At 68.2% G+C, this 24,606-nt stretch carries 18 protein-coding genes, 1 tRNA gene and 1 pseudogene; 11 read left to right on the forward strand and 9 right to left on the reverse strand.

What is annotated here, in order from left to right; translation table 11 throughout:
- Positions 1–16 precede the first annotated feature (16 nt).
- A complete protein-coding gene (locus tag ABZS61_RS17630) occupies positions 17–1,036 on the forward strand; it encodes an ABC transporter substrate-binding protein (protein WP_356421256.1) in 1,020 nt (339 codons plus the stop codon).
- A 50-nt stretch (positions 1,037–1,086) separates the two neighbouring features.
- On the forward strand, positions 1,087–1,866 hold the full coding sequence (locus ABZS61_RS17635) for an ABC transporter ATP-binding protein (RefSeq protein ID WP_356421260.1): 780 nt from the start codon (positions 1,087–1,089) through the stop codon (positions 1,864–1,866).
- Between the two features lie 159 nt (positions 1,867–2,025).
- Here ABZS61_RS17635 and ABZS61_RS17640 read toward each other — a convergent pair whose 3' ends face one another.
- On the reverse strand, positions 2,026–2,751 hold the full coding sequence (locus tag ABZS61_RS17640; protein WP_356421263.1) for a TetR/AcrR family transcriptional regulator: 726 nt from the start codon (positions 2,749–2,751) through the stop codon (positions 2,026–2,028).
- Between the two features lie 149 nt (positions 2,752–2,900).
- On the opposite strand from ABZS61_RS17640, the gene ABZS61_RS17645 reads away from it, so the two are divergent.
- Positions 2,901–3,848: an NAD-dependent epimerase/dehydratase family protein gene (locus ABZS61_RS17645; RefSeq protein ID WP_356421265.1), complete on the forward strand. Its 948-nt coding sequence runs from the start codon at positions 2,901–2,903 to the stop codon at positions 3,846–3,848.
- Between the two features lie 65 nt (positions 3,849–3,913).
- Here ABZS61_RS17645 and ABZS61_RS17650 read toward each other — a convergent pair whose 3' ends face one another.
- Positions 3,914–4,771, reverse strand: a complete 858-nt coding sequence (locus tag ABZS61_RS17650; RefSeq protein WP_356421268.1) for a sugar phosphate isomerase/epimerase — start codon at positions 4,769–4,771, stop codon at positions 3,914–3,916.
- Positions 4,772–4,775: 4 nt separating this feature from the next.
- Positions 4,776–8,273 (reverse strand): ThuA domain-containing protein, encoded by a 3,498-nt coding sequence (locus ABZS61_RS17655; RefSeq protein ID WP_356421270.1) that lies wholly within the window; start codon positions 8,271–8,273, stop codon positions 4,776–4,778.
- Between the two features lie 198 nt (positions 8,274–8,471).
- On the opposite strand from ABZS61_RS17655, the gene ABZS61_RS17660 reads away from it, so the two are divergent.
- The gene (locus ABZS61_RS17660) at positions 8,472–8,843 is read left to right on the forward strand and encodes an MmcQ/YjbR family DNA-binding protein (RefSeq protein WP_356421272.1); all 372 of its coding nucleotides are present in this window, start codon (positions 8,472–8,474) and stop codon (positions 8,841–8,843) included.
- 7 nt (positions 8,844–8,850) lie between these two features.
- Here ABZS61_RS17660 and ABZS61_RS17665 read toward each other — a convergent pair whose 3' ends face one another.
- Positions 8,851–9,750, reverse strand: a complete 900-nt coding sequence (locus tag ABZS61_RS17665; protein ID WP_356421275.1) for a transketolase — start codon at positions 9,748–9,750, stop codon at positions 8,851–8,853.
- A 54-nt stretch (positions 9,751–9,804) separates the two neighbouring features.
- Positions 9,805–10,509, reverse strand: coding sequence for a transketolase (locus tag ABZS61_RS17670; protein ID WP_356421278.1), 705 nt, complete (start codon positions 10,507–10,509; stop codon positions 9,805–9,807).
- A gap of 129 nt (positions 10,510–10,638) precedes the next feature.
- Between ABZS61_RS17670 and ABZS61_RS17675 the strand changes: the two genes are divergently transcribed.
- Positions 10,639–10,712 (forward strand) — tRNA-Pro (locus ABZS61_RS17675).
- A gap of 97 nt (positions 10,713–10,809) precedes the next feature.
- Here ABZS61_RS17675 and ABZS61_RS17680 read toward each other — a convergent pair.
- Together ABZS61_RS17680 and ABZS61_RS17685 are read right to left on the reverse strand one after the other, a co-directional pair.
- Positions 10,810–12,027 (reverse strand): site-specific integrase, encoded by a 1,218-nt coding sequence (locus ABZS61_RS17680; RefSeq protein ID WP_356421281.1) that lies wholly within the window; start codon positions 12,025–12,027, stop codon positions 10,810–10,812.
- A 1,326-nt stretch (positions 12,028–13,353) separates the two neighbouring features.
- Complete coding sequence (locus tag ABZS61_RS17685) at positions 13,354–13,944, reverse strand: hypothetical protein (RefSeq protein WP_356421284.1); 591 nt, start codon at positions 13,942–13,944, stop codon at positions 13,354–13,356.
- A gap of 119 nt (positions 13,945–14,063) precedes the next feature.
- On the opposite strand from ABZS61_RS17685, the gene ABZS61_RS17690 reads away from it, so the two are divergent.
- On the forward strand, positions 14,064–14,504 hold the full coding sequence (locus ABZS61_RS17690) for an NUDIX domain-containing protein (protein WP_356421804.1): 441 nt from the start codon (positions 14,064–14,066) through the stop codon (positions 14,502–14,504).
- A 67-nt stretch (positions 14,505–14,571) separates the two neighbouring features.
- On the opposite strand, the gene ABZS61_RS17695 is transcribed toward ABZS61_RS17690, so the two are convergent.
- A protein-coding gene (locus ABZS61_RS17695) for an IS5 family transposase (protein ID WP_356421287.1) occupies positions 14,572–15,362 on the reverse strand; the annotation gives its coding sequence in 2 pieces (ribosomal slippage) (positions 14,572–15,032 and positions 15,032–15,362; 792 coding nt in all).
- A gap of 751 nt (positions 15,363–16,113) precedes the next feature.
- Here ABZS61_RS17695 and ABZS61_RS17700 point away from each other — a divergent pair.
- Positions 16,114–17,676: a restriction endonuclease gene (locus tag ABZS61_RS17700; protein ID WP_356421290.1), complete on the forward strand. Its 1,563-nt coding sequence runs from the start codon at positions 16,114–16,116 to the stop codon at positions 17,674–17,676.
- Positions 17,677–17,747: 71 nt separating this feature from the next.
- Positions 17,748–18,002 (forward strand): hypothetical protein, encoded by a 255-nt coding sequence (locus ABZS61_RS17705; RefSeq protein WP_356421293.1) that lies wholly within the window; start codon positions 17,748–17,750, stop codon positions 18,000–18,002.
- Positions 18,003–18,014: 12 nt separating this feature from the next.
- On the opposite strand, the pseudogene ABZS61_RS17710 reads toward ABZS61_RS17705, so the two are convergent.
- Positions 18,015–18,152, reverse strand: a pseudogene (locus tag ABZS61_RS17710) (IS3 family transposase); the annotation flags it as partial.
- Between the two features lie 27 nt (positions 18,153–18,179).
- On the opposite strand from ABZS61_RS17710, the gene ABZS61_RS17715 reads away from it, so the two are divergent.
- The 3 genes from ABZS61_RS17715 to ABZS61_RS17725 all read left to right on the forward strand — a co-directional run bounded on the left by ABZS61_RS17715 (position 18,180) and on the right by ABZS61_RS17725 (position 24,014).
- Complete coding sequence (locus ABZS61_RS17715; protein WP_356421847.1) at positions 18,180–18,443, forward strand: hypothetical protein; 264 nt, start codon at positions 18,180–18,182, stop codon at positions 18,441–18,443.
- 292 nt (positions 18,444–18,735) lie between these two features.
- Positions 18,736–19,629, forward strand: a complete 894-nt coding sequence (locus ABZS61_RS17720) for a hypothetical protein (protein WP_356421296.1) — start codon at positions 18,736–18,738, stop codon at positions 19,627–19,629.
- On the forward strand, positions 19,626–24,014 hold the full coding sequence (locus ABZS61_RS17725; protein WP_356421299.1) for a caspase family protein: 4,389 nt from the start codon (positions 19,626–19,628) through the stop codon (positions 24,012–24,014). Before ABZS61_RS17720 ends, ABZS61_RS17725 begins: the two co-directional genes overlap by 4 nt.
- Positions 24,015–24,606: the final 592 nt, after the last annotated feature.

Genomic DNA, 24,606 nt, shown 5'->3' on the forward strand with positions numbered 1-24,606 from the left:
GAGAAGGGCCAAGCCCATGCATGCGCGCAGACTACTGATCGGTGTCGTCCCCCTCGTCCTGATGGTCACCGCCTGCGGCGGGAACGAGCCGGCGACCACCACCAGCGACTCCGGCAAGAAGCTCGACCAGGTCACGCTGACACTCAACTGGTATCCGTACGGCGAGCACGCGCCGTTCTACTACGGCAAGCAGCAGAAAATCTTCGAGAAGCACGGCATCGACCTGAAGATCCAGGCCGGCCAGGGATCGCAGAAGACGGTGCAGGCGACCGCCGCCGGGCAGACCGACTTCGGCTGGGCCGACACCCCCGCGCTGCTTGCCGGGGTCGACAGCGGCGTCAAGGTGAAGAGTCTCGGCGTCTTCCTGCAGACCACCCCCGCCTCGGTGCAGGCCTTCGATGCCAAGGGCATCACGACGCCAGCGGATCTGAAGGGGAAAACCATCGCCGGGACCGCCGGTGACGCGCTGTCGAAGACCTTCCCGATCTTCCTGAAGAAGAACGGGATGAGCGATTCGGACGTCAAGGTCCAGAACACCGACCCGGCGGGCAAGATCGCCGCGGTGATCTCGGGGAAGACCGACGGGCTGCTCGGTTATGCCAGTGACCAGGGCCCCACCATGCAGAACAAGGCCGGCAAGCCCGTGTCGTATCTGCGCTTCTCGGAGCACGGGCTGAACTTCTACTCGAACGGCCTGCTCGCCGGTCAGAAGATCCTGGCTTCCCAGCCCGATCTCGCCAAGCGCATGACGCAGGCGGTCAGCGAGTCCTGGGCGGCGGCGGAGAAGGCCCCGGAGCCCGCGGTCAGTTCGATGGAGGGTGCCTCGGAGCAACTGCCACCGAAGACCGTGCTGGCGGAGCAGTTCGCCACGACGCTCACCCTGCTGCACACCACCTCGACCCAGGGCAAGGCGCCCGGAGTCAACACCGACGCAGACTGGCAGCAGACCATCGACGTCTTCGCCGAGGCGGGCATGGTCAGCGAGCCCAAGGCCGTATCGGACTACTGGGACCAGAAGTCGGCGCTGAAGGGATGACGATGTCGAAGGAGGACGCGAGGACGCGGCAGCGGCCGGGGGAGGGAGCCGTGACGGTCACCCCGGCCGTCGGACTGACGGACGTCTCGGTCAGGTTCCGCGGCAAGGAACGCGATGTCACAGCGGTCCAGGGGGTGTCGCTCGATGTGGAACCGGGCGAATTCGTCGCCGTCGTGGGCCCCTCGGGATGCGGCAAGTCGACCCTCCTCAAGCTGGTCGCCGGACTGCTGAGCCCGTCCGCGGGCGATGTCCGGGTCGGCGGTGAACAGGTCAAGGGGCCGCGTCACGACATCGGATACGTGTTCCAGCGCGCCGCTCTCCTCGAATGGCGCTCCGCGCGCCGCAACATCCTGCTCCAGGCGGAGATCAGGAAGATGGTTCCGGCCGTGGCACGGGAGAGGGCCGACGCCCTGATCCGGATGACGGGTCTCGGTGGCTTCGAGAACGCGTACCCCTATGAGCTGTCCGGCGGCATGCAGCAACGGGTGGCCCTGTGCCGGGCGTTGCTGCACGAGCCGCCGGTGCTGCTGATGGACGAGCCGTTCGGCGCGCTGGACGCACTGACCCGCGAGCAGATGAACATGGAGCTCAACCGGATCTGGCGGGAGACCGGGACCACCGTGATCCTCGTGACGCACTCGATCTCCGAAGCGGTCTACCTGGCCGACAGGGTCGTGGTGATGAGCCCGCGTCCGGGCACCGTGGCCGAGATCATCGAGGTGGGTCTGCCCGCCGAGCGCGGGTACAGCGAGACCCTCGGGCGCCCTGAGTTCCATGCGGCGGCCACGCACATCCGCGACCTGCTGGGCGCGGCCTCGGCGCACGACTGACACGGAGCGCCGGACCGGGGGAGTACCCCGGTCCGGCGCCCGGAAGTATCCGTTCGGGACTGCGTGGACGCCGCACCCGGCTGCCGGTTCGGGACAGCGTGGACACCGTGCCCGGCTGCCGGTTCGGGACAGTGCGAACGCCTCACCGGAAGTACCGGTTCAGGACAGCGCGAACGCGTCCGCGAGCAGCCCCATCTGCGTGGCGAGCAGAGTGTCGCCGTGATGCCCCATGCCGGCGAACTGCCCCGCCGCCTCCAGCCCCACCGAGCCGTGCAGCTGGGCCCATACGAGCACCGCGCCCGCCAGCGCCCGCGCCGGCCCCGCCGTGTCCCCGGCGGCGTCCGCCACATACTCGGCGACCCAGGCGCCCACCGCCTCGTCGGTGGCGAGCCAGGCCGCCATCTCCGCCACCAGCACGCCCACCTCCGTCCCCGGGTCCCCTTCCGCGAAGACCGCCAGGAACGGCCCGAGCACGGCGCGTGCCCGGTCCCGCGTGTCGTCCGGGGCCACATAGCCGGGCACCGGTGCGCCCTGGATGAGCAGATAGCGGTGCGGCTCGGCGACCGCCCACGCCCGGTAGGCCGTGGCCAGCGCCCGCAGTCGGCCGCGCGGGCCCTGCGAGTCGGCAGAGGCCTCGGCCGCCGCCGCTGCGACGGCCGTCGCGGCGTCGTCGTACGCATCCCTGATCAGTGCGCTCAGCAGATCGTCACGGCTGGCGAAATACCGGTAGAGCGCCGGGCCCGAGAGCCCCATCTCCTTGGCGATACGGGTCAGTGCGAGCGCGCCGACACCTGACTCGGCCAGCTGCCGCAGGGCCGTGTCCTTGATCTCCGACCGGGTCTGCTCCCGGTACCTGGCACGCGGGCCCTGTTGGGCTGAGACCATCCCCGGCTCCTCGATTCTTGTCGCCTGCTATCTGTGCTCACGTTCGTTACGGAGTCTAACAAGAGAGGTTGTGATTCATCATTGCAGGAGTTACAGTCTCTAACAGTTGCAAGGCGACGTAGCGACGCATCGAGGCGAAGGAGCCCACCATGACCGCCGTATCCGAACTCCACACCGTGCTCGGCGCCGGACCGGCCGGCAGCGCCCTCGCCCGCGAGCTCGTCACGCGGGGCCACCGGGTCCGGCTGGTCGACAGGTCCGGGAAGGGACCCGAGACCGAGGGCGTCGAGCGGTTCGCCGCCGACGTGGCCACCGCCCAGGGCGCCCGCGCCGCCGTCGAGGGAGCAGCCGTCGTCCATCACTGCGTCAACGTCGGCTACCACCTCCAGGTCGAGGTCATGCCGCGGATCCAGGAGGCCGTCGTCGCCGCCGCCGAGGCGGTCGGCGCCCGCCTGGTCGTTCTCGACACGCTCTACCCGTACGGAGAGACGCACGGGGCGGTGATGACCGAGGACACCCCGTGGAACGCGACCACCCGCAAGGGCGTGATGCGCGCCGAACTGGACGCCCGCTACCTCGCGGCGCACGCCGAGGGCCGCGTCCGTGTCGTGCTGGGCCGGTCGGCCGACTTCATCGGCCCCGGCGTGCTCAACTCCACGCTGGGCGGCGCCGTCTTCCCGGCCGCGCTCACCGGGGGAGAGGTCCCGGCCCTCGGCGACATCGATCTGCCGCACAGCTACACGTACATCGGGGACGTCGCCGCGGGCCTTGCCACCCTCGGCGAGAATCCGGACGGTGACGGACGGGTCTGGCACCTGCCCACCGCTCCCGCGCTCACCACCCGGCAGATCCTCGCCATGACGGAGGAGCGCGTCGGCCGCCCCCTGAACATCACCGTCGTCGGCGAGCCTCGTCCGTTCGGTCCGTTCGACGAGGTCTTCATGGCGGAGTACGCCGAGATGTTCTACCAGCACACCGAGGGGCAGACGGTCGACTCCTCGGCGATCGAGAAGGCTTACGGGCTGGTCCCGACGCCGCTCCCGGAAGCCCTGGACGCCACCCTCGCCTGGTACGGGGAACTGCTTGCCGCCCACTGAACGCACGGACCGGCCCCGGGGGCGATGCGCTCATCCCGGGGCCGGTCCGCGCCCGTCTCAGTACCTCAGTACCGCAGTCGCGACAGATACGTATAGCTGGCCAGCGCCGAGGCGAACGGGTCGGCCGGCGAATCGTGTTCCACCAGCCACTGCTTCACCCCACCCTGCCGGGCCGTGTCGAACATCGCCGGGAAGTCCAGCACGCCCGACCCGACATCCTCGAAGCCCCCGTCGGGCGCCATGTCCTTCACATGGAGTGCGGGGAACCGCCTGGGATGACGCACGAAGAGCTCACCCGGAGCCGAGGCGCCGCCGTTCGCCGCCCAGTACAGGTCCAGCTCGAAACCGACCAGTTCGGGATCGGTCTCCGCCAGCAGGATGTCGTACAGGCTCACCCCGTCCACGACCTCGTGGTCGCTGCCGTGATTGTGGTAGAGCAGCTTCAGTCCCGTGTCACGCGCGGCCTGTCCCACCCTGTTGAACTCCCGGGCCACTTCCCGGTATCCGGCCGGCGAGTGCAGGGATCCCGGCAGGCTGGGCACCACGATCCACCGCCCTCCCAGCGTGTGGACGTCCTCCAGGGCCTGCGGCAGCCCGGCCCCCCTGACGATGTCGTAAGCGACGTGTTCGAGGACCGCTTCGAGGCCGGTCCCGTCGAGCATGCGGCGGATGTCTGCCGCGCTGTTGCCGTGCCGACCGCTCACCCCGACCGTGGCGTAGCCGATCTCGGCGAGCCGCTCCAGGGTGCCCCCGAAGTCCGTGGCCAGCGGCGTGCGCATCGTGTACAGGTGCATGCCGATGCCGGACGGGGGGATGCGCCTGCGGCAGCCGGAGGGTGCGGCCGACGCCGTCCCCGTACCCACTGCTGCGGCCGCGGCGATGCCCAGGGCCGAACCGAGAAACGCCCTTCGTGTGCCGTTCATGCCGTCACTCCCCTCCACTCACGTCGATCCGGACCGATCCGGTGCTGGTGTCGCCCTTGTCGTCGGTCACCGTCAGGTGCGCGGTGTACGCACCCGCGCGGGCATAGGTGTGCGTGGCGGTCGCGCCCTCCGGGACGGCGGGATCCGTGTTGTCACCGAAGTCCCAGTGGTACGAGGCGATCGTGCGCCCGCTCACCGGCTCGACCGCACTGCTCAGCGACACCGCGAGCGGCGCGGCACCACCGGCCGGGGTCGCCTTCACCCCGACCTTCGTACCGGGCTTCTTCTCCACGCCGGAGCCGTTGAAATGCAGCCAGTCGACCGAGAGCAGGTCGGCCTTCTCGCTGCTCCACCCGGGGTTGGTGAACACCGCGTACAGCTTCCTGCTGCTGCCGGGGTTCTTGAGTGCCGTGGTCGGCGACACGAACGAGCCCCAGCCGCCGGTGTTCGGGACGGATACGGAGCCGAGCAGCCGGCCGTCCGGTGAACCGGCCCGGAATTCGAGCGACCCGCCGAGGCCGCCGGACGACGCGCCGACCGTCACCGACGCGATGTTCTTGAGGTTCACCGGATCGAAGGCGACCCAGTCGCCGTCCTCGATCTCCGTCAGCCGCTTGCCGCCCGAGCCATCCGCCCGGTCCGCGACCACCACACCGTCGTGGGCACCTCCGGTCGAGGTGAAGTGCTCCGCCTCCCGGAACGTGGTGCGCAGCGTCAGTGATGTCGAGCCGGTGAGCGCGGGGGAGTCCGGGGCACCCTTGTCCGTGTACTGCGCGGTGATCCCGTAGTAGAGGTTCTGGCCCGGCCCGTGGCTGTCACCTGCGTCCGTGGCGATCTCACCTGTGCACCCCGTGTAGTTGTCGAGCGGGTGCAGATGCGTGTCGTGGCCGAGCTGGGACTGCACCACGACCCGCGAGCAGTCGATCGGCGCGTCCCGGCCGTCCTCCTTGTCCTTCACCTTCACGGTGAAGGGAATGGTGTCGCCGAAGCTGAACATTCCACCGTCCGGCGGCTGTTGGATCGTCACCTGTGGTCTGTTGTTGCCGACGGTGATGTCCTGGACCGCGAGCGCCGTCAGCCCGCCCGGCCCGGTGACCGTGAGGCGTGCCGTGAACAGGCCCTTGGTCCGGTAGGTGTACGAGGGGTTCGCTTCCCTCGAGTCGGTGCTGCCGTTGCCGTCGAAGTCCCAGGCGTACGTGACCGGTTGTTCGCCAGGAAGTCCGGATCCCGCGCTGGAGAACGCGACGGTCAGGGGAGCGGAGCCGTTGTCACCGTCGGTGGTGATCTTCGCGTCGGGCAGTCGGCCGTCACCGACGTAGTCGATGCGGTAGATGCCCGCACCCTCGTTGCTGCCACCACGGCCCGTACCGCTGCCGAGCCCGAAGTCGATGACGTACAGCGCCCCGTCCGGGCCGAAGTCGGCGTCGAACGGCTGGTTCCACTCCATGTCCTCGAAGACGCCGTTGATGGACTGGAGATCGCCGGCCGCCACCGGGGCGAACCTCGGATCCGAGAAGGTCTGCCCCTCCCGCTGGAAGGAGAACGTCTTGAACCAGCGGCGGGTCAGCTCGTAGGTGAGCCATTTCCCCTCGAAGTACTCGGGGAACTTGGTGCGGTAGGTGTTCTCCGGGTCGTAGTCGTAGACGGGACCGCTCATCGGGCCGCCGCCCCCGGTGCCGAGCTCCGGGAATCCGGCGGACGCCGAGTAGGCGTACCAGACGGTCGCCGGCTGGGCGGGCGGCAGTGCGCGCAGACCCGTGTTGTTCGGCGAGTCGTTGACGAGTGCGTCGCAGTCGAAGGCCGGACCCGAGGTCTTCGTCGTGAAGTCGTAGTCGTTGAAGGGGGTGTTGTCGCCGGTGCAGTACGGCCAGCCGAAGTTCCCCGCCTCGGTGATGCGGGTGTACTCGACCGTCCCCTCGGGCCCGCGTCCGGCAACGGCCTGCCTGGCGTCGGGGCCGTAGTCCGCGACCATCAGCGCGCCGCTCAGCGGGTCCGTCGTGATCCGGAACGGATTCCGCATGCCCATCGCGTAGATCTCCGGGCGGGTCCTGTCCGTGCCCGGTGCGAAGAGGTTGCCCTCGGGCACGGTGTACGTGCCGTCGTCCTCGGGAGTGATCCGGAGAACCTTGCCCCGCAGGTCGTTCGTGTTGCCGGAGGTGCCCTGTGCGTCCCAGGCGCGGCGGCCCTCGCCCTCGTCGATGGGCGCGAAGCCGTCGGAGGCGAACGGATCGGTGTTGTCGCCCGTCGCCGCGTACAGATTGCCGGCCTTGTCGAAGGTCAGCGAGCCGGCCATATGGGAGTTGGCCCTGCCCTCGCCGCGCAGGGTCGGGATGGTCAGCAGACGCTTCTCGGATGCGGGATCGACGGTGTTCCCGGAGGCGGTGAAGCGGGAGAGGTTCAGCCGTTTCTCGGTCTTGTCGGAATGCAGTAGATAGAGCCAGTTGTTCTCGGCGAACCCGGGATCGAGCGTGAGGCCGAGGAGCCCGTCGGACTGACTGGTCATCTCCGGCGTGTACGCGAAGTCCAGCGCCGTGGACACCTTCATGGTCTCCTGGTCGATGACCTTGAGCTTTCCGGTGCGCTGGGCGAAGAACACCCGTCGGTCGGGGGCGACGGCCAGTTCGAACGGGTCGGCGAGATCGCCCGTGGCCAGCGGAGTGCGCTGGAAGGAGCCCGTACGGGTGGCCGTGCAGTCACCCTCCTCGGCACCCGCGGCCCATTCGATGCCGCCCAGCAGATGCTTGACGAAGCCCTCTTCCTGGAAGGCCGCGGCCGCATGGCCGCCTGCGGTGAACCAGGAACGGCCGCCGTCGTAGTTCTGGCACCAGGACCACGGATGGTCCACACCCTCGTCGAGGCCGTCGACGCCGTCGCGCACCTTGATCTGCGCGAGGGTGTGCACCTTGGAGGTCGGGTCGGTGCGCCAGTTGTACCACTCCTCGGTGCGTTCCCAGAGGTCGGGAAGGTCCTTGGTGGAGGGGTGCGCGTGGTCGAGGACCTTGACGCGTCCGGTCTGCACCGCCGGGTGCTGGTCGAAGATGGCGCCGACGAGACCCTCGTACCAGTCCCAGTCGCGCTCACTGGCGGACGCGGCGTGCAGACCGACCCATCCGCCACCGGCCCGGATGTACTTCTGCAGGGCGGCGCGCTCATCGGCGGTCAGCAAGTCACCCTTCTCCGGTGTGGAGTTGGTGTTGTTGAACACGATCGCCTGGAAGCGGGCCAGATCGGTGTCGTTGAAGACGGCCGAGTCGTCCGTCGCCTCGACCTCGAATCCGTTCTCGGCGCCGAGCTTCCTGACCGCCTCGATCCCGGCGGGAATCGAGTCGTGGGTGAAGTTCGTGACCTCGGAGTACACCAGAACACGGAACGGAGCTGCCTGGGCTCTGGGTGGCGAGGCCACGAGCAGACCGAGGATCAGCGCCAGAAGCGCGGTGAGGGCGATGAGAGGCGGGGGGAGGGCGCGGGACGCGGGACTGCTCCGTAACGGGCGGCTGCTCATTGGGCGCTCCCTGTGCGGTTGAAGCCGACTGTGGGGTGTAGAAAGCGCTTTCTGGAGTGCGTTGTTCAGAGTAGGTTCACGTCTTCGGCGGGGTCAATGGGTCGGCAGCGCTCGGTGGGACTTCCCGTGATTGTCGGTGCCGGGCACTACGGTCGGATGGACCGCAGCCGCTGCAGCTCACCGGATCGGGGACCGTCGATGACCACCACCGCCGACGATGTACGCACCATCGCACTGGCCCTGCCCGACACGGCCGAGAAGCTCGCCTGGGGGAAGCCCACCTTCCGGGTGGCCGGCAAGATCTTCGCCGCCCTGGGCGACGACGACACCACCATCGGCGTGAAGTGCCCGGTCGAGGACCGGGCCGAGCTGATCGCCTCCGAGCCGGAGAAGTTCTTCGTCCGCGAGGGCCACGACGACAACTACGCCTGGCTGCGGGTGCGGCTCGCCGCTCTGGAGGACGCGGCCGAGCTGACGGCCGTCCTCACCGACTCCTGGCGGCAGGCCGCCCCGCGCAAGCTGCTCGACGCCCACCCGGAGCTGAGCCTTCCGCCCGCTTCCGGCGGCTGAGGGGCACTCAGGTCCTCAGGAACTCCGTGATCCGCTGCCGAAGGCCGCGAGGGTCCAGGCCGTGCGCCGCCAGGTGCTCCGCCTGCTGCCCGTACCTGCGCAGCTCGGCCCGGCCCACCCCGAGCCCGAGGACGCGGTGGGGCAGGTCGACGAGTGCGTCGCCCGCTGCAGCCGTGGACGTACCCGCCAGGTAGGGCTCGACTACCACGACATCGGCGGCCGGGCCCGCGCCGGCCGCCCGGCGCAGTCCCGCCGCGTCGAAGGGCCGCACCGTGGTCGCGTACAGCACGGTCACATCCAGGTCCTGCGTCGCCGCGAGCACGTTGTCGAGCATCGGTCCCACGGCGATCACCACGCCGCCCGTTCCCTCGCGGACCGTGTCGAAGCCGGTCCCGCCGACGGGGCGGCCCCGCTCGTTGGACTGGAGGGACAGGCGCACGTACACGCGGCCGTCCGCCGCGACTGCCTGCCGCACGAGCGCCTCGGCCTCGTCCGGGTGGCCCGGCACGTGCACCGTCCAGCCGTCGAGCGTGTCCAGGAGCGCGATATCGCCGGGCGACATGTGGGTGAAGCCCCCGGCCGGCCAGTCGTACGAGGCCCCGGCGCTGACCAGCACACCGCCGACCCCCTGGTGTCCCAGGTCCAGTTTCACCTGCTCGAAGGGCCGCTCCACCAGAAAGCTGGCGAAGGTGTGCATGAGCGGCCGCATCCCGGTCAGGGCCATTCCGGCCCCTGCCCCGATGAGCAGCTGTTCCCTGATCCCTACGTTGATCACCCGGTCCGGGTGCGTCCGCTCGGCCCGGTCGAAACCGTCCCGGCTGATCTCGGCGAGCACCAGGGCGAGGCGGGGGTCCTCGTCCAGCAGTCGTGAGGTGGTGGCGATGAACCGGTCACGCATGGTGTCCATGGGAAGTGTCTCCTTTGTCCTGTTTCGGCGTCGTCCTGCTTGGAGGTACGGCGTTCAGCGCTTGGGCGTCACGCGGGCGATCACGGCGTGCGGCCTGCCGGGATGCGGTGCGGTGAAGGCGTCGTACAGCGCCTCGTGGTCCCGGCCGTCCACTACCAGGACCGACCAGCCGGCAGCCTCGAACCGCGCGGCGATGCCCCCGGGCCTGGCGTGGGACGCGGAGGCGTTGTCGATCACCAGGGTGTGGAGCTGCTCCAGGCGGGCCGGGCCCGCGTAGGCGATCGCCTCGTGATTGCTGCCCTCGTCCAGCTCGGCGTCCCCCGTCAGGACCCAGACCCGCGGGTCGGTCAGTCCCTGCGCCCGGAGCCCCAGCGCACTGCCCACGGCCAGAGGGAGTCCGTGGCCGAGGGACCCGCTGCCGATCTCGGCACCCGGTACCAGCAGCCGGTCGGGGTGGTGCCCGAGCGGTGAGTCGTACGACCCGAAGCCGGGCAGGAGCTCCTCGCCGAAGAAGCCGCGTGCGGCCAGCACGGCGTAGTACGCCATCGGCCCGTGGCCCTTCGAGAGCAGGAGCCGGTCGCGGTCGGGGGCGTCGACGGTGGCGGGCGAGACCCGCAGCACCCGGTCGTACAGCACCCACAGGGCGTCCAGCGTGGAGGTCGCGGCGGGCCCGTGCTTCTCGTCACCCGTCATGAGGCTCATCAGCCGGTGCAGGTCGCTGTACCCGTGGACCGGCTGCGCGGCAGTCGTGTTCGTCATGCCGCCCAGCGTTGAACATCAAGCATGGTTGAGGTCAAGGGCCGGAATCGGGTTCGTGACCACCCGTCCAAGTGCGGTATTGTTCTCATGCGCGTTCAACCAGGGGAAAAGACCAGGTCAGACGGGCAGCGGGACGTGGCGCAGCTTGGTAGCGCACTTGACTGGGGGTCAAGGGGTCGCAGGTTCAAATCCTGTCGTCCCGACTCGAGAGAGTCGAGGTCAGGGCCGGTTTCGGAGCAATCCGAAACCGGCCCTTGACCGTTTTTGGGGACCAGCTGGGGACCAGCGTCCTTGACCGGGTCAGCGGGTCATGACGATGGGGCTCGGCAGCGAGCGTGGTGCGCGCAGCGCGTTGAAGTGGGCCGAGAGCGCCGTTCCGGCTGCTGTGATCTTGTGTACGTCGGGGTGCAGGTAGCGCTGGGTGGTGGTCAGGGAACCGTGGCCGGCGATCCTGCGTAGGACGTGTACGGGGACTCCGGCGTCGGCGAACCAGGTCAGTGCGGTGTGCCGGAGGTCATGGCGGCGCAGATGTTCGTAGCCGAGCTTGGTGACTACGTCGTCCCAGTGTGTGGCGTCACGCAGCACGGCGGTGGAGATGCGTCCGCCTCGTGGGCCGGTGAACAGTCGGGCGTCGGGATCGGGGCCGGCCGACAGGATGCGCTGGGCGACGAGGGGGCGGATCTCCTCGACGATGGGAACCTTGCGGGCCCGCTTGCCCTTGGTGCCCTTGTCGGTCAGTCCGCCGGGTGCGGGTGTGGTCTGGCGCCGCACGGTCCAGATCCACTGGGTCGTGTCGATGTCCCCGACGCGACAGCCTGAGATCTCTCCGATTCGTGCGGCGGTGCACGCGGCGAAGGTGACCACCTCTCCCCACCCCCGGTACTGGTCGTGGGATGCGGCGACGAGTGCGTCGGCCAGTGCGATGAGCGTCTCCCAGTCGGGGAGGGCCAGCGCGCGTGGGTCGAGGAGCTCGTCCTCGGCCTGCTTGTAGAGCTTCTGCCAGCCGGTGACCCGAGCGGGGTTTACCTTGATGATGCCGTCACGGACAGCCTGCTCCATGACGCGGACCAGGACGGCGATGGTGTTCTTCACTGTTGAGCGGCTGTGCTCGTCGGCGATCCAGTTCTGCACGGTGCGGTCGACAACGCCGTTAGTGATCATTCGGACCGGGAGATGGCCCAGGGCGGGGACGACACGAGTACGCCAGCCCGCGAGATATGGGTCGAGTGTCTTCAACTCCAGTCCGCGCAGGGCGAGATCCATTTTCGCATCACCGTATTCGGCGAGCTTCATGGTGGCGAGCGACGGGGCCAGCCCTGCCTCCGCGGCTTCCATAATGGACTGGAGCCACTCCTGTGCTTCGTCCTCGTCCGCCTTTCCTTCCGACAAGGAAAGACGGCGCTTCGTAGCCGGATCGAACCAGCGGACTCGCGCACGGTAGGGGGTTAGGCGATCAGGCCGGTACTCGATATCGGTGGTGAGCCGGACACCGACCGGTACAACGGATTTCTCGGCCATCAGGCTTCTCGGCGCGGGACGGTCCGGTGGCTGTGCAGCCATGCCTCAACGTCGAGCGCGCTGTACATGATGACGCGTTCCGAAACGGCGATGAACGGCGGGCCCTGGACGGAGGCCGAGCGGTGCGCCAACGGCGCAGGGTCGAGGAGTCTACACGCAGGCAGGTGGCAAGGTCGCTCGTCGAATACCAGGCGTTAGCCAGGAGGGAAGACCTGCTGTCATCTTGGACGAAAGGGGCATCGTCCACACTATTCGTGCGCGGATGGCGGTCTGGGTAGGCTGTTATCGGTTCGGTGGGCAAGTGTGGTGAATCTCCGGGTGGTATGGAGCACCAAAGTGACTCCGGGGAAATCCGTCGGCGGCGGGTGTCGCTGCTCGCAGATGGATCGATCCGGCGTGGTGCTCGGAGTAAACGGTGGACAACAATCGTCCGCGCAAACGCCGGTTTGGCTAACCGGCGATGTGCGGCTATGTTCCCCTCGCCTGCTACGAGATATCCGGAGGTGGCTACCGTTTGCGATGACGTTCGTCGCATGCGCAGAGTGGCCCCCTCAGTCACCCGCGGGTGCGATCGTCGACCACCGGCGGGCCTGGTCGATCAGCGCGATCGGGCAGAAGCTGGGGCTGGCCCGCGTCACCGACAGCGAGGTCGACCCTGACGATGGGGATGGCCTTGCTGGTGTCCTGGGAGCGCCGCACTGCTGGAGGGCGCGGCAGGTGGCGGCGGCACACTTGGCACGTGCTCGTTCATCCAGCGAGGGGCTCGACTGGATCACCTGGTTGCGCTGTGCGGCGATCTCGATGTGGTCGGCCAAGGGCCCCAGTGCCTACTTCCCAGGCGTGCCGAAAAGTCACACGGATAACCCCAGGATGACGGGGCAGCAGAGGCATTGACCCGCGCTCACCCCCCGGCCGCGAGAGCCCCCGGGCCCCACCAGCACCCCCGCTGGTGGGGCCGCCTCATATCTCGGGTGCCCCACGGACCAGGCAGCCATCTCCAGCAACAGCTACGCCCCAGGCACCGGGCTGCGATGGCGATGCGCGGTTCGGAGTCTGGTGATGAAGATGCCAGCGCTGGAGGTGAGGTCCCAGTGCCTTCCTGCGCCCGGTCGACTTCGATGATCCAGGGCAGCCTGAGGGGGGACGGCGCCGAGCATCACCAAGACCGCGACGTCGGCTATCCATGCTCACCACGGGTGCACCCTTCTCTTGACCAGGTGGCTGTCGATCATGGCGGCATCAAGTCCGGCCGGGGTCCCGGAGATGCGGTGAACGATGCGGTTCGGAGGGAGAGCCGAGGCTTGGGGCCGTGGCGCGTGGTCGGGCTCAGGTCATCGCGGATGGAGGATGTGCCGCCGTCCTCTCGCGCTCCTCGCGCTCTCGCAGTTCTCGAGCAGCCCTCTGCTGGGCGACAACCTCCTTCAGTCGACTAAGTTGCCAGTGGCCTGGGGCAACGGATGCGAGGAGCTGGCAGAAGGTGTCGAGGCTGTGTTCGTCGTGTATCTCTTCGTCGCGGGCGGATTCGAGCTGGCTGCGGATGTCGATCCAGCGGTTACCCCATTCGCGGACGTGCCAGTCGATCATTTCGTCGAGGAAGCGGGCTGCAGGGCCTGTGCCATTGAGTAGGCGTTGGCGTTTGAGGGATTGGCGTCCGGCGTTGATCTGCTCGAACTGCCAGAGGAGTTTGAAGTAGTGGTCCATGACCTCGTCAGGGTCTTCGTTGCTTCTGCCGCGCCGGTAGAACTCAAGTGAGCCACGGGAGGCGGCGGTGTCTCCTGAGGTGAGGTCGTTGTAGAGGGTGCGGGCAAGGTCGAAGCCGGCGCGGGTGCTGTTGCCGCGGGCGGCGTAGGCGGCGACAGTTGCTGCAAGGAGTGCCACACCAGCGGTGGGCAGAATACTGATTGTTGTGGTTGCCATGCCGTGGATGATGTCCGTCTTGGGCGGACCGGATGCAGTCAATAGGGTAATTCAGAGGGAGAGTTGAGGTGTCGCTGGATGGGCTAATCGCGGGCGCGGTGGTGGCGCATCAGGGACGGGTGTTGTTGATCCGTCGCGCGGTCCCGGCTGGCGGTCTCGTCTGGACGTTCCCGTCGGGGAAGGTTGAGGCGGGGGAGTCCGTCGAGGATGCTGCCACGCGGGAGACACTGGAGGAGGCTGGTGTAGTGGTGGAGCCGTTGCGGTGCTGGGTGAGCGGGTGCACCCTGCCACCGGCAGGAGGGTGGCCTACGTGGTGTGCCAATGGCTGTCGGGCGAAGCTCGGGTCGTATCGCCACGGGAGGTTGCGGAGGTGGCTTGGGTGCCGTCTTCTGAGCTTCAGCGGTGGATCCCGGGAGTGTTCGGGCCGGTGTGGGATTACCTGGTCGGGCCACGGTAGGTATCGAGGCCCGCACCATGGGTATGACGGCCTACCTCGAACATGGAACGACACCGAGAGCAGCGTCGAAAGCAGAGAACGCCGCGCGTCCTTGGGCGCTTGACAGACAGGAGCAGCATCGAAGTGGGCAGGATCGAGTACTACCACGACCACAAGGCCCCTAAGAGGTCCTAACAAAGGCGTTGGACGTGGCGGTGGGTGATGAGGCAGGTGGCGAGGCCGAGGAAGGCTTCGTGGATGTCGTCTCTTCTCTCCCAGCGGACGCGGAGTCGTCGGAATCCGTGGAACCAGGCGATCGTGCGCTCGACAACCCAGCGGTGAACGCCGAGGCCGGATCCGTGCGCAACTCCTCGGCGGGCGATCACCGGCCTGATGCCCTGCGCCCAGACCAGGCGCCGGTACTTGTCGTGGTCGTAGCCACGATCGCCAAGCAGGATGTCGGGCCGCCGACGCGGTCTTCCCACGAGACCCGGCACCGACGGGATCTTCGCCAGGAGGGGCATGAGCTGGGTGACGTCATTGCGGTTTCCACCGGTCAGGGACACCGCGAGTGGGATGCCCTGCCCCTCGACAAGGATGTGGTGCTTGCTGCCCGGCCGTGCGCGGTCGACCGGGCTGGGACCGCTTTTGGGCCGCGCCGAGCGGTCCGGGCATGGGAGGAGTCGATCACCGCCCGCGACCAGTCGAGCTTCCCCGCGGCTCGGAGCCTGGCCAGCAGCACCAGGTGCAGCCGGTCCCAGACGCCGGCCTCGTTCCATGCGGCAAGCCGTCGCCAGCACGTCATGCCCGAACCGAAGCCCAGCTCCTGCGGCAGATACTCCCACTGGATCCCCGTATGCAGCACGAACAAGATCCCGCACAACGCCTGCCGATCAGGAACTCTCGGCCGCCCGGCGACCAACTTCGGCCCCGGTCCAGGTAGTAACGGCTCGATGAGCGACCACAGTTCGTCCGAGACCACCCACGGACGTGACTCTTCTTCCCCACGAACAGTCCAACGAGCATCCAAGCCGACAGTCACATCGTCCGAGACTTCTGTTAGGACCTCTAACTGGTCTGACTGCTCGGCGAGGTTGACTTGGGGACCAGCTCTGGGGACCAGTGGTCTGTGCAGGGATTTTGAGCGCAGCGTCGGCCGTGATGAAGATCCGGGAAGGGGACGGATAAGCCCAGCACGTCGACCTCCTGATCGATGACGGCCCTCGGGCCTCCCTGTCGGACACCCTGGCAGAGCTTGATCGGGATCTTGGAGGGGTCGCGCGGGAACTGGCTTCGGCGTAACACCGGGGCGGGCCGCTGTTTGCCGGTCTGACTTCGTAAAGCCGGCCCCGGGATGGCAATGCTGACCCCCTGGGCACGTGGTGGGGCGGGAAACAGCTACTGCACGAGCGCGACGAGGGCAAGCTCAGCGAGGTCCCTGTCGAGCAGCTCCATGATTAACCTTGTCATTGGACCGTGTTTACGGGCTTCGGCGACTTTAGCCCACCCGCTGATGCGACTCTGAGTCTGTGGCTGGGCGCCTTGTGTCGCGCGCTTGTCGCAGCGGCCTACTTCGCCTCGCGCACCAGGGACTGCACCTCTGCGCGGATCTCCTCCTCCCGGCCCGCTGGTCGGCCGGCATCTCCGCTCTCGATCCGTAAGTTGCTGGTGACGGGGGCCGCAGCTTCCGTCGGGCCGTAGGATCTCGTCACCACGAGACCTCTGGGGGGCACTTGTCCGGCGCTGGCCAGCAACGCGAGGAATCGCCTTCGGCAGACCGCCTGCCGTTCGCATCAGTATTCGAATCGGTGTTGCGTGGATGGGCCTTCAACGCCCGTTCCGCAGTCGGCCCCTGCGCTTCGACCGATCCGGGAGCCGTGCGGCTCATCTGGCTGAAGAACATCGGGCGAGACGGTGCGATCGCGGAGCGAGATCCGGGAGCCGACGACTGGCGAAGTGAAGTACCAGAGCACCTTCGCCTCCGTGCCGGCGACATCCTGCTGTCTTCAGTAGTGTCCGGGCGCCCGAAGGCTGCCGTGGTCAGGGAGGTCGATCTGCCCGCTGTTGCTGTGCGAAGCCTTCTTGTACTGCGGCCCGTCGAGCCCTTGACGGCAGACCATGCCCGGCTGGTCCTCGCGTTCCTGCGCTCCAACGTTGTCGGTTCTCTCGCAGTCGGATCGCTTCAACAACACCTCAGACTGTCCGAGTTGAAGAAGTTGGAGTTGCCGAACGATGACCGGGCGCTGTCTGCGGCGCTGACCGACCTGTCCGTTGCCGAGCAACGCTTGGGAGGGTGGGCAGCAGAGGCCGGAAGGCTGGCAAATTCAGTCTTCGACGACCGGAGCACCGGCTCGGAGGGAGCCAGGCGGCGCATCATCGAAGCAGGCCAGGTAACTCGTCTCCGATCGCTCGCCGCCGCTCAACTGGACGATCCAGGCTTCATCATTCGTACGCGGTACCCCTATCCGATCGCGCTGCGGTGGCGGAACGTCGAGGCGCAGAAAACCGCTGGCGGCCAGGACGACGAGGGGAAGGAGTACTCAGCAGTTCTTGAGGCTGCGGAAACACTGCTTGGATACAGCGCGTTGGCCACTGTCGCCCTCGCGCACGAAGCCGGTATCAGCTTCAAGGCAATGGGGACCCTCAAACGGAAGATCGCGGGCGGCATTGGTGGCCCCGGCTTCGGGGACTGGAAGCGGGTCCTGGAGCAGATCGGGGAAGCAGCGGGCGTGTCCGACCTGCCTCCAGAGCACCCCCTCCACGATCTCGCGGCCCTTCTCGCGGATGACGAGGCTCAGGAGGCGTGCCAGAGTCTGAACATCAAGCGGAACGGCGACGCCCACGGTCGTACACACGTGCCTGCGGTCTCTGCCGCCAAGCTCGACGAGGCCCACAGCAGCCTGCGCCTGCTCATCGACCGAGCGCTCTTCCTCGCTGACCTTCAATTGCTCGAAGTGACCCAGGTGGTGTGGGATCGCCATGAGCAGTCAGACATTGTCACCCTGCGGCGGCTGATGGGAGACCATCCGGTGGTCCCCACTGAGAGAATTAGGTACACCGGACCCGATCGGATCGCGCCCATCCTGTACCTGGCCGATCGCGACCAAGGACTGCACCCGCTAGGACCATTCCTCACGTGCGAGAAGTGCGCGGAATGCGCTGCCCGATCGGTCTTCCACGTCGACAAGGAACAAGGGGCGCTCCTCCAGAAGAGCCTTGACCACGGCCACTCCTACCCGTACAGATCGGACGAAGAGGACCTGCGGGCAGTCGGCCTTCGAAGCGCCGGCCCCTGACTACCTGAGCCACGAAGTGCACCAGGGCCGGGGGTCTGCCCCGTTACCGGACCCGATCGGTCAGCCTGCGCGTGCACGCCCTGGCCGCCGGACGTGCACGAGCGGTCACGGTCGCCTGGCGCAAGGGCTCCAAACCAGCGATGTCCGCTCGCTGCGTGTTCGTGCGTGTCCGCCTCGCCGGCCGCCGCCCGAAACCCACCCTGGACGGTGTCGCACTGCGGTGGTTGATCGCTCAATGGCTAGAAGGGGAGAACGAGCCGGTCAAGTACTGGGTTTCCAACCTGCCAACCGACATCGCGGCTCAGGAGGGACTGCTGCACGAGTAGGTGACAGCGGGGTTATGCAGCCAGGGCTGCGGGTGGGGTCATGATGGCTCCGTACTCGACGGGGGTCAATCGGGCCAGGCGTTTCTGGCGCCGGCGGCGGTAGGTGCGTTCGATCCAGGTGACGATCGCGATCCGTAGTTCCTGGCGGGTGGGTGCAGCAGGTGCGGCGGCTACGCCATGCGCAGGCTCAGCGACACCCAACTGTCCTACTACCGTGCGGCTCACCAACTGCACGATATCAAGCAGCGACTCGACGGCATGAGCGGAATTCCCGACACCGACACCTCCACGGTGATCAACCGCCTGGAGGAACTGGTGGCCTGGTCGCCGGTCGACGAGGAACAGTGGTGCGGCAGCGATTCCTGGCAATGGCAGGACATCATCCGCGAGCTCAGACGCCAGGTGAGTCGCTACGGGATCGATGGAGGCTCTATGCGTTGACTCCGACGGTGGGTCGGGGCTGGAGTTGAGCGTAGCGGGTGGCGGCAGCCCGCTGCCATCCACAGTCGAAGTCGCCCTGAACCAACCCCGTGCGCCGCCTGTACGCCCTGTAGCGCCCCGGCGCGGACCTCTGGCTGGTGATCATGGAGACTGCCCGGACGCTCCAGGAACACTGGCCGAAGGTGTCGGCGCCGGAGAGGCGTTGACAGGGGGTGCCTCGCACCGCTGTGTCCCATCGGTAGGATCTCGGGCTTACTCGGCACTTGACGGACCTGCGGGGGGAAGCAGATCGATGGCAGCTATTGTGATCGTGCACGGCGTCGGAAACCAGTACCTGGGCAAGTACACGCTCCACAGCAGCGTCGCGCCCGCGCTGCTGGACGGCGTACGCCTGGCCGACGGCCCGCCGCTCAAGCCCGACGACGTGGAAGTCGCCTTCTACGGACATTGGTTCCGACCGCCCGGCACCACCTCCGCCAAGGGCGAACCGGCTTACGCCCACCGTGATGTGACGGATCCGTTCGAAACCGAACTGCTGCTGGCCCTCTGGCGGGAGGCGAACCGGCTGGAGCCGGACCGGGTGCCCGCGCCGGACCCGTCGGGCATCGGCACGGCACGGAGCAAGGCCGCCGTACCGTACTCGGTGCAACGAGCGCTGTACGCGCTCAGCAGATCGTCGTTTCTGGCGGGCGTGGCCGACCGCTTCCTGATCGGGGTCCTGAAACAGGTACACCGCTACCTCACCGACGACGTCGTCCGCGCAAGCGTCCAGCGGGAGATCGCCGACTGTGTGACCCCCGAGACCCGCGTGCTCGTCGGCCACTCCCTCGGATCCGTGATCGCGTACGAGGCGCTGTGCGCCCACCCCGAATGGCCCGTCACGACCCTGGTCACCATCGGCTCTCCGCTCGGCATCCCCAACTTGGTCTTCGACCGGCTGCGCCCGGCACCCCAGGCGGGCCGGGGCGCGTGGCCCGGTGGAGTGCGCCGATGGCACAACCTGTGCGACCGACGGGACGTCGTCGCCCTCGCCAAACGGCTCGCCCCCCTCTTCCCGGACCCGACGAGAACGGTCGACGACGTCCTCGTCGACAACGGCTGGCGCGCCCACGCCCTCGAACACCACCTCACGGCCGCCGAAACCGGCGCCGCCATAGCCGAGGGCCTGGCCGGGGGAGCGCGATGACGGGCACCGCCGTACCTCGGTGGGCGCTCGTCGCGGGAAACCGGGAGTACGAACACCTCGATCAACTGCCGGACGTCGACCTGGACCTCGACGTCATGGCCGAAGTGTTGTCCCGGCTCGGCTACGGTACCGCGCGCCGGGTCTCCGGCTGCACGACCGAGGGACTGCGCACGGAGCTGGCCGACTGGGCCGAGTCCGATGACGACCGAGGCGAGGGCACTCTGGTCCTCTACTACACCGGCCACGGCGACCGCAGCGCCGACGACCGCCACTACCTCCTGTGCAGGGACAGCCGCCCCGGGCGCCTCAAGGGCACGGCCCTGGCCACCGAGGACGTCGTCGGCATCGTGACGGAGACTGGCCTGCGGCGCCTCCTGCTGATCATCGACACCTGCTACGCCGGTCAGGGCTCCGTCGATGCCGTCCGCGAACTGGCCCGCAGCCTGACCGCGACGCGCGAGGCCGACCAGCACCGCCTCACGTCGTTCTCCGTCATCGCAGCTGCCCGGCCACTCGAACTCGCCGCGGACGGCGCCTTCGCCGAGGCCCTGCGCGACGCCGTCGACGACCCGACGCTCGGTGGCCCGCGCCAGCGCAAGCTGTTCGTGGAACAGGTCGTCGACCGGGTCAACGAACAGCTCGCCGAGCGCAGCCCCGGCCAGCACGCGACCTTCGGCACCCTGTGCGGCGACGAGGTCCCGCTGTTCCCGAACCCCCGGTACGCACCGGACGTTCCAGCGGAGGGCGTCGACCTCTCCGAGCAACGCGTCGCGCTCAGTGCGGAAGGGCGACGGCGACGGGAGGAAATGGTCATCCACTTCGGACCACGGGGTCGGGGAACCGAACGGACGGCCGAGCGGGGGACGTACTTCACCGGGCGGCGTGAAGCGCTGCGAGCCCTGACGGCGTGGGTGCACGGGAAGGACGACGACGAGTACCTCATGCACAGAATGGTGACCGCGGACATCCGGCCACGCCGGACGGTGTTCAGTGCCCAGCGTCAACTCGTGGTGACCGGCAGCCCCGGCGTGGGCAAGTCCGCACTGCTCGGCCGTCTTGTCGTGGAGAACTCCGAGGTCACCCGTCCGCCCGACCTGAGCGAACTGACCGGCCTCGCCGATCCACGAGACCTTGAGTGGCTTCTCGGTGTCTTCCAGGAAAAGGGGCGTATCCACGCGGCGATCCACGCCCGTCACAAACTGCTGTCCGACCTGGTCGCGGCGGTCGCGGACGCGGCCGGGCTGCCGGGCGGCACCGGTCGGGAGGAACTGCTGCATGCTCTGGCGGAGCGGTCCGAACCGCTCGTCCTCGTGATCGACGCCCTGGACGAGGCGGGCACGGCGAGCGGCGACGGCAGGGGCGGCGAGGCCGAACACATCGCTTCGGTGCTTCTCGCACCCCTTGCGGAGATCCCATGTGTACGGCTCCTCGTCGGCACCCGACCGGGGATTGTCGAAACCCTGGGCCGCCGGTTCACCACCCTGGATCTGGACGACCCGCAATGGGGCAGCGTTCAGGACGTGGCCGATTACGCGCACAAGCTGCTCCGGGCCCCCGACGGTCTCGGCAGTACCGGAGCGTATGAGGGCGTCGCCAGCTCCCGGCAGGTCGCCGAGGCAATCGCCGCGCACGCCGAGGGCAACAATTACCTCGTCGCCCGCTTGATCGCCCGGGCTCTCGCCCACCGCCCCGGCCCTCTCGACACCAAGACCCCCGGCTGGCGGCAGCAGATCCCGCGTCCCACGGACAGACCGTCCCTCACAGCCGGCCCCGCCTTCCGCTGGGCCCTGCGCGACCAGCTCCACGAACACGCCGACCGAGCCCGCTCCCTGCTGCTTCCCCTCGCCCTGGCCCAGGGTACGGGGCTGCCCAGTGCCACGGTGTGGCCGGCGATCGCCTCGGAGCTGACGAGCGTCCCGGTGACGGCGGACGATATCTGGTGGGTGATGCGGGCCGCGGGCGCGCACATCGTCGAGGAACTGGACGACGACGGGCGCTCGGTCTACCGCCTCTACCACGAGTCGTTCGCGGTCGAGTTGCGCGCGGACGCGGCACCTGGTGCCCCGACCGCCATCACCCGCGCCCTGCTCTCCCTCGTCCCCACTGATGCGGCAACGGGCCTGCGCGACTGGTCGGGAGCGGACCCCTACATCCTGGCTCACCTCGCCACCCATGCCGCGGGCTGCGGCCTCCTCGACGACCTGGTCTGCGACCCGGGATTTCTCGTCCACGCCGAACCGACGGCCTTGCAACGGGGGCTACCGACCGTACGGTCCGCTCCGGCAAGAGCCGCGCGGGCCGTCTACGACCAAGTGGGGCCAGAGCTGTCCCGGGAACCCGATCCACAGGCAAGGCTGGCCCAACTCCAGCTGTCCGCGCTTCAGTCGGGCGCCCATGAGCTCACCGAAGCGGCAGGGGCCCGGGGCGGCGAGCGTCCGCCTTGGGACACCCGGTGGACCCTGCCCCTCGACGCCAGGGCCGCGGGCTACCGGGCGATCGGCAGTTACGAGGGTGAGGTGACCGCTGTCACCCTGCTGGATTTCGACGGTCGGAAGGTGGTCGTCACGGCGGAGACCCCGAACCGGGTACGGCTGTGGGACTTCGCCACGGGAACGAGCCTGGGCGAACTGCCGGGCGCCGCCGCTCATCCCGTTCGAGCCCTCGCCCCGCTGCCCGGCGCGGAGTCCTCGCGTCTCCTCGTCCTGTCCGGTGCCCAGGAGGGGTTCGGTTCCCGGGCGGTGCTCGGGCTCTTCGATCTGCGTACCCTCGCCCCCGCAGGACCCTCGGTGCAGACTCGGGCGTTCGGGTGGGCCGTCACGGACGTCGAAGGCCGGCCCGTCGTGGCGCTGCTGGAACCCGGGGCGATCCTCCTGGTGGATCCGACCGACGGCAAGAGACTGACGCGTGTCCCCGTGCCCCACGTCGGACACACACCCCTGTGGTGGTACGGATCGCGCGGCGGCTGGCGGATCGGCATGGGCATGCGCGCGGGGCGACTCGTGGTGGTGATCGCTGGCAGTGACGTGGACAGCGTGGGCAACGGACGGATCTGGGAGTGGGCCGTTGACCCGGGCGCAGGGTGGCGGGTGACGAGGTCCTCCCCTCCACGCCGCGCCAAGGGCCACGTGATCCTTTCCGTGACCGTGTGGGAGGACAGGACGTGGGTGGTTTCGACGCTCGCGAATCCGCCGCTGGCGACGGATCGGCAGCGCCAGCGGATCGTGCGCAGCAACACCCTGGCCGAGTGGACGGAATACCGGCGGTTGAGCTGGGCGGAGCTCGTCTCGGCTCCCGGTGAGAAGTTCCTGCTCTGCTACGGAGAACCCGACGACGAACTTGGGGTCGTCGGCCTCGACGGCCGCCCGCGGGCTGCCGCCACGGTCAGTGGAACCCCCGCGTTCTTCCGCCATGTCCGGGCAGACGCCCAAGGACATCACGTCCTGTCCTGGCAGGGTGACAGTCCTGCTCCGAGGGTGTGGACCCTGCGGGCACCGACGGGCCCGCCGAGCCGACGGAAACACCGCGGCCGGCTCCGGCCCACCCTGAGCGCCGGTCAGTACGCCGGCCGCCAGTCGTTCTTCCTCCTCGACAGGTTCCTCGACGCCGCCACGGGGGATGATGTGACTCCCCCGCGCGGGCACGCGGCCCCGAACCGCCGCACAGTCGGCCACCCGGAACTGCCACCCCTGCGATACAGCTGGCAGGACATGTTCTGGGGCCCGACCCACGTGACCTTCCTCGACAAAGACCCGCTCGACCTGCGACTCCCGAACCGTCTGACACCAGGACTCGGCCGGCTCCAGGGCAAGGACGTGATCGTCGGCCCCCACAGCGACCGGTTCAGAGCATGGTCGTTGGACGGAGAGCTGATCGGGCAGTGGAGCACGCACGGCAACGGGGCACCGGTGCAGTACGTCGAACACGAAGGAAACCTGCTCGCCGCGGTGCCACACGCACAAGGCGGTGGGATCCAGGTCTACTCCTTCCCAGACGGCACGCCCGGTTTCTCTCTGCTCAGGTCCTCCGTCCCTCCGCTGAGTGGCCATCACCTGGCCCTGTGGCGCGGCGAACCGGTGATTGGCGTCCTGCTCGACGGCGGAATCTCGGTGTTCCACGCCCTCTCGGGCAAGCCGATGTGGCGCTATGAGGACATCAGCCACCGTCGGGCTTCCCCGATCCTCAGGTTGCTGACCGTGCATGGCCGCCGCCTCGCACTTGTCGTCCGCCCCGACCAGAGCCTGACCTTCCTGGACGCCGACGCGGATCGAGTCGCCTTCCGCGTCCATCCCGGTGCCAGGGTGGACGCCGTTGCCATCGCGGGCGAAGACCTCCTCGGTGTCCTCACCACGAAGGACTTCACCTGTCTCCGTCTGCCCGCCCACTGAGGCGACACCTCACCGACCTCGCCACCTCACCCCCATTCCAACGTCCCGGATACGGCCGGATTCCGAGAGCCCGGCCGCTCCACCCTCGTCCAACAGACACGACTGTCGGATGAGTCACCGTTGCGCGGTGTGGGCCTTGCTGTTGCGGCGATCACTGGCCAACGGAACGTGCCCTATGGGGACCAGTTGGGGACCACACGGTGTCCGCACACCTGAACGGCACGCACGTCGCCGCGCGCCATGCTCCCTAATTTCTAGCTGTATGTGCAGACAAAAGGGATGACCTCTACTCCTGGGGGTCAAGGGGTCGCAGGTTCAAATCCTGTCGTCCCGACTTTACGAAGTCGCAGGTCAGGGGCCATTTCAGAGGAAATCTGAAGCGGCCTTTCGATCATTCCTGGGGACCAGCTGGGGACCGAGTTGGGGACCAGCGCAATTGACTGGGCTGAAGCGCACCTTGACCCGGTCAAGGTGCGCCATGCGGTCCGTTGACGTGCGCACTTTCTTCCCTCTGCGGGCCGATGCCCGTGCGGCCGTGTCCATCCGACGCCTCTGCCGGTAGCGGCCTGTGCTCCTGCTTATGGTCCGGGTC

The sequence above is a fragment of the Streptomyces sp. NPDC005566 genome (genome assembly GCF_040605575.1).
Taxonomy (GTDB): domain Bacteria; phylum Actinomycetota; class Actinomycetes; order Streptomycetales; family Streptomycetaceae; genus Streptomyces.

Coding starts and splice junctions, on each gene's coding strand:
- ABZS61_RS17670 (WP_356421278.1), bottom strand. CDS start 10,509: ATGACGAACACGACTGCCGCGCAGCCGGTCCACGGGTACAGCGACCTG.
- ABZS61_RS17680 (WP_356421281.1), bottom strand. CDS start 12,027: ATGGCCGAGAAATCCGTTGTACCGGTCGGTGTCCGGCTCACCACCGAT.
- ABZS61_RS17720 (WP_356421296.1), top strand. CDS start 18,736: ATGGCAGCTATTGTGATCGTGCACGGCGTCGGAAACCAGTACCTGGGC.
- ABZS61_RS17655 (WP_356421270.1), bottom strand. CDS start 8,273: ATGAGCAGCCGCCCGTTACGGAGCAGTCCCGCGTCCCGCGCCCTCCCC.
- ABZS61_RS17630 (WP_356421256.1), top strand. CDS start 17: ATGCATGCGCGCAGACTACTGATCGGTGTCGTCCCCCTCGTCCTGATG.
- ABZS61_RS17685 (WP_356421284.1), bottom strand. CDS start 13,944: ATGGCAACCACAACAATCAGTATTCTGCCCACCGCTGGTGTGGCACTC.
- ABZS61_RS17725 (WP_356421299.1), top strand. CDS start 19,626: ATGACGGGCACCGCCGTACCTCGGTGGGCGCTCGTCGCGGGAAACCGG.
- ABZS61_RS17715 (WP_356421847.1), top strand. CDS start 18,180: ATGCGCAGGCTCAGCGACACCCAACTGTCCTACTACCGTGCGGCTCAC.
- ABZS61_RS17645 (WP_356421265.1), top strand. CDS start 2,901: ATGACCGCCGTATCCGAACTCCACACCGTGCTCGGCGCCGGACCGGCC.
- ABZS61_RS17640 (WP_356421263.1), bottom strand. CDS start 2,751: ATGGTCTCAGCCCAACAGGGCCCGCGTGCCAGGTACCGGGAGCAGACC.
- ABZS61_RS17650 (WP_356421268.1), bottom strand. CDS start 4,771: ATGAACGGCACACGAAGGGCGTTTCTCGGTTCGGCCCTGGGCATCGCC.
- ABZS61_RS17665 (WP_356421275.1), bottom strand. CDS start 9,750: ATGGACACCATGCGTGACCGGTTCATCGCCACCACCTCACGACTGCTG.
- ABZS61_RS17660 (WP_356421272.1), top strand. CDS start 8,472: ATGACCACCACCGCCGACGATGTACGCACCATCGCACTGGCCCTGCCC.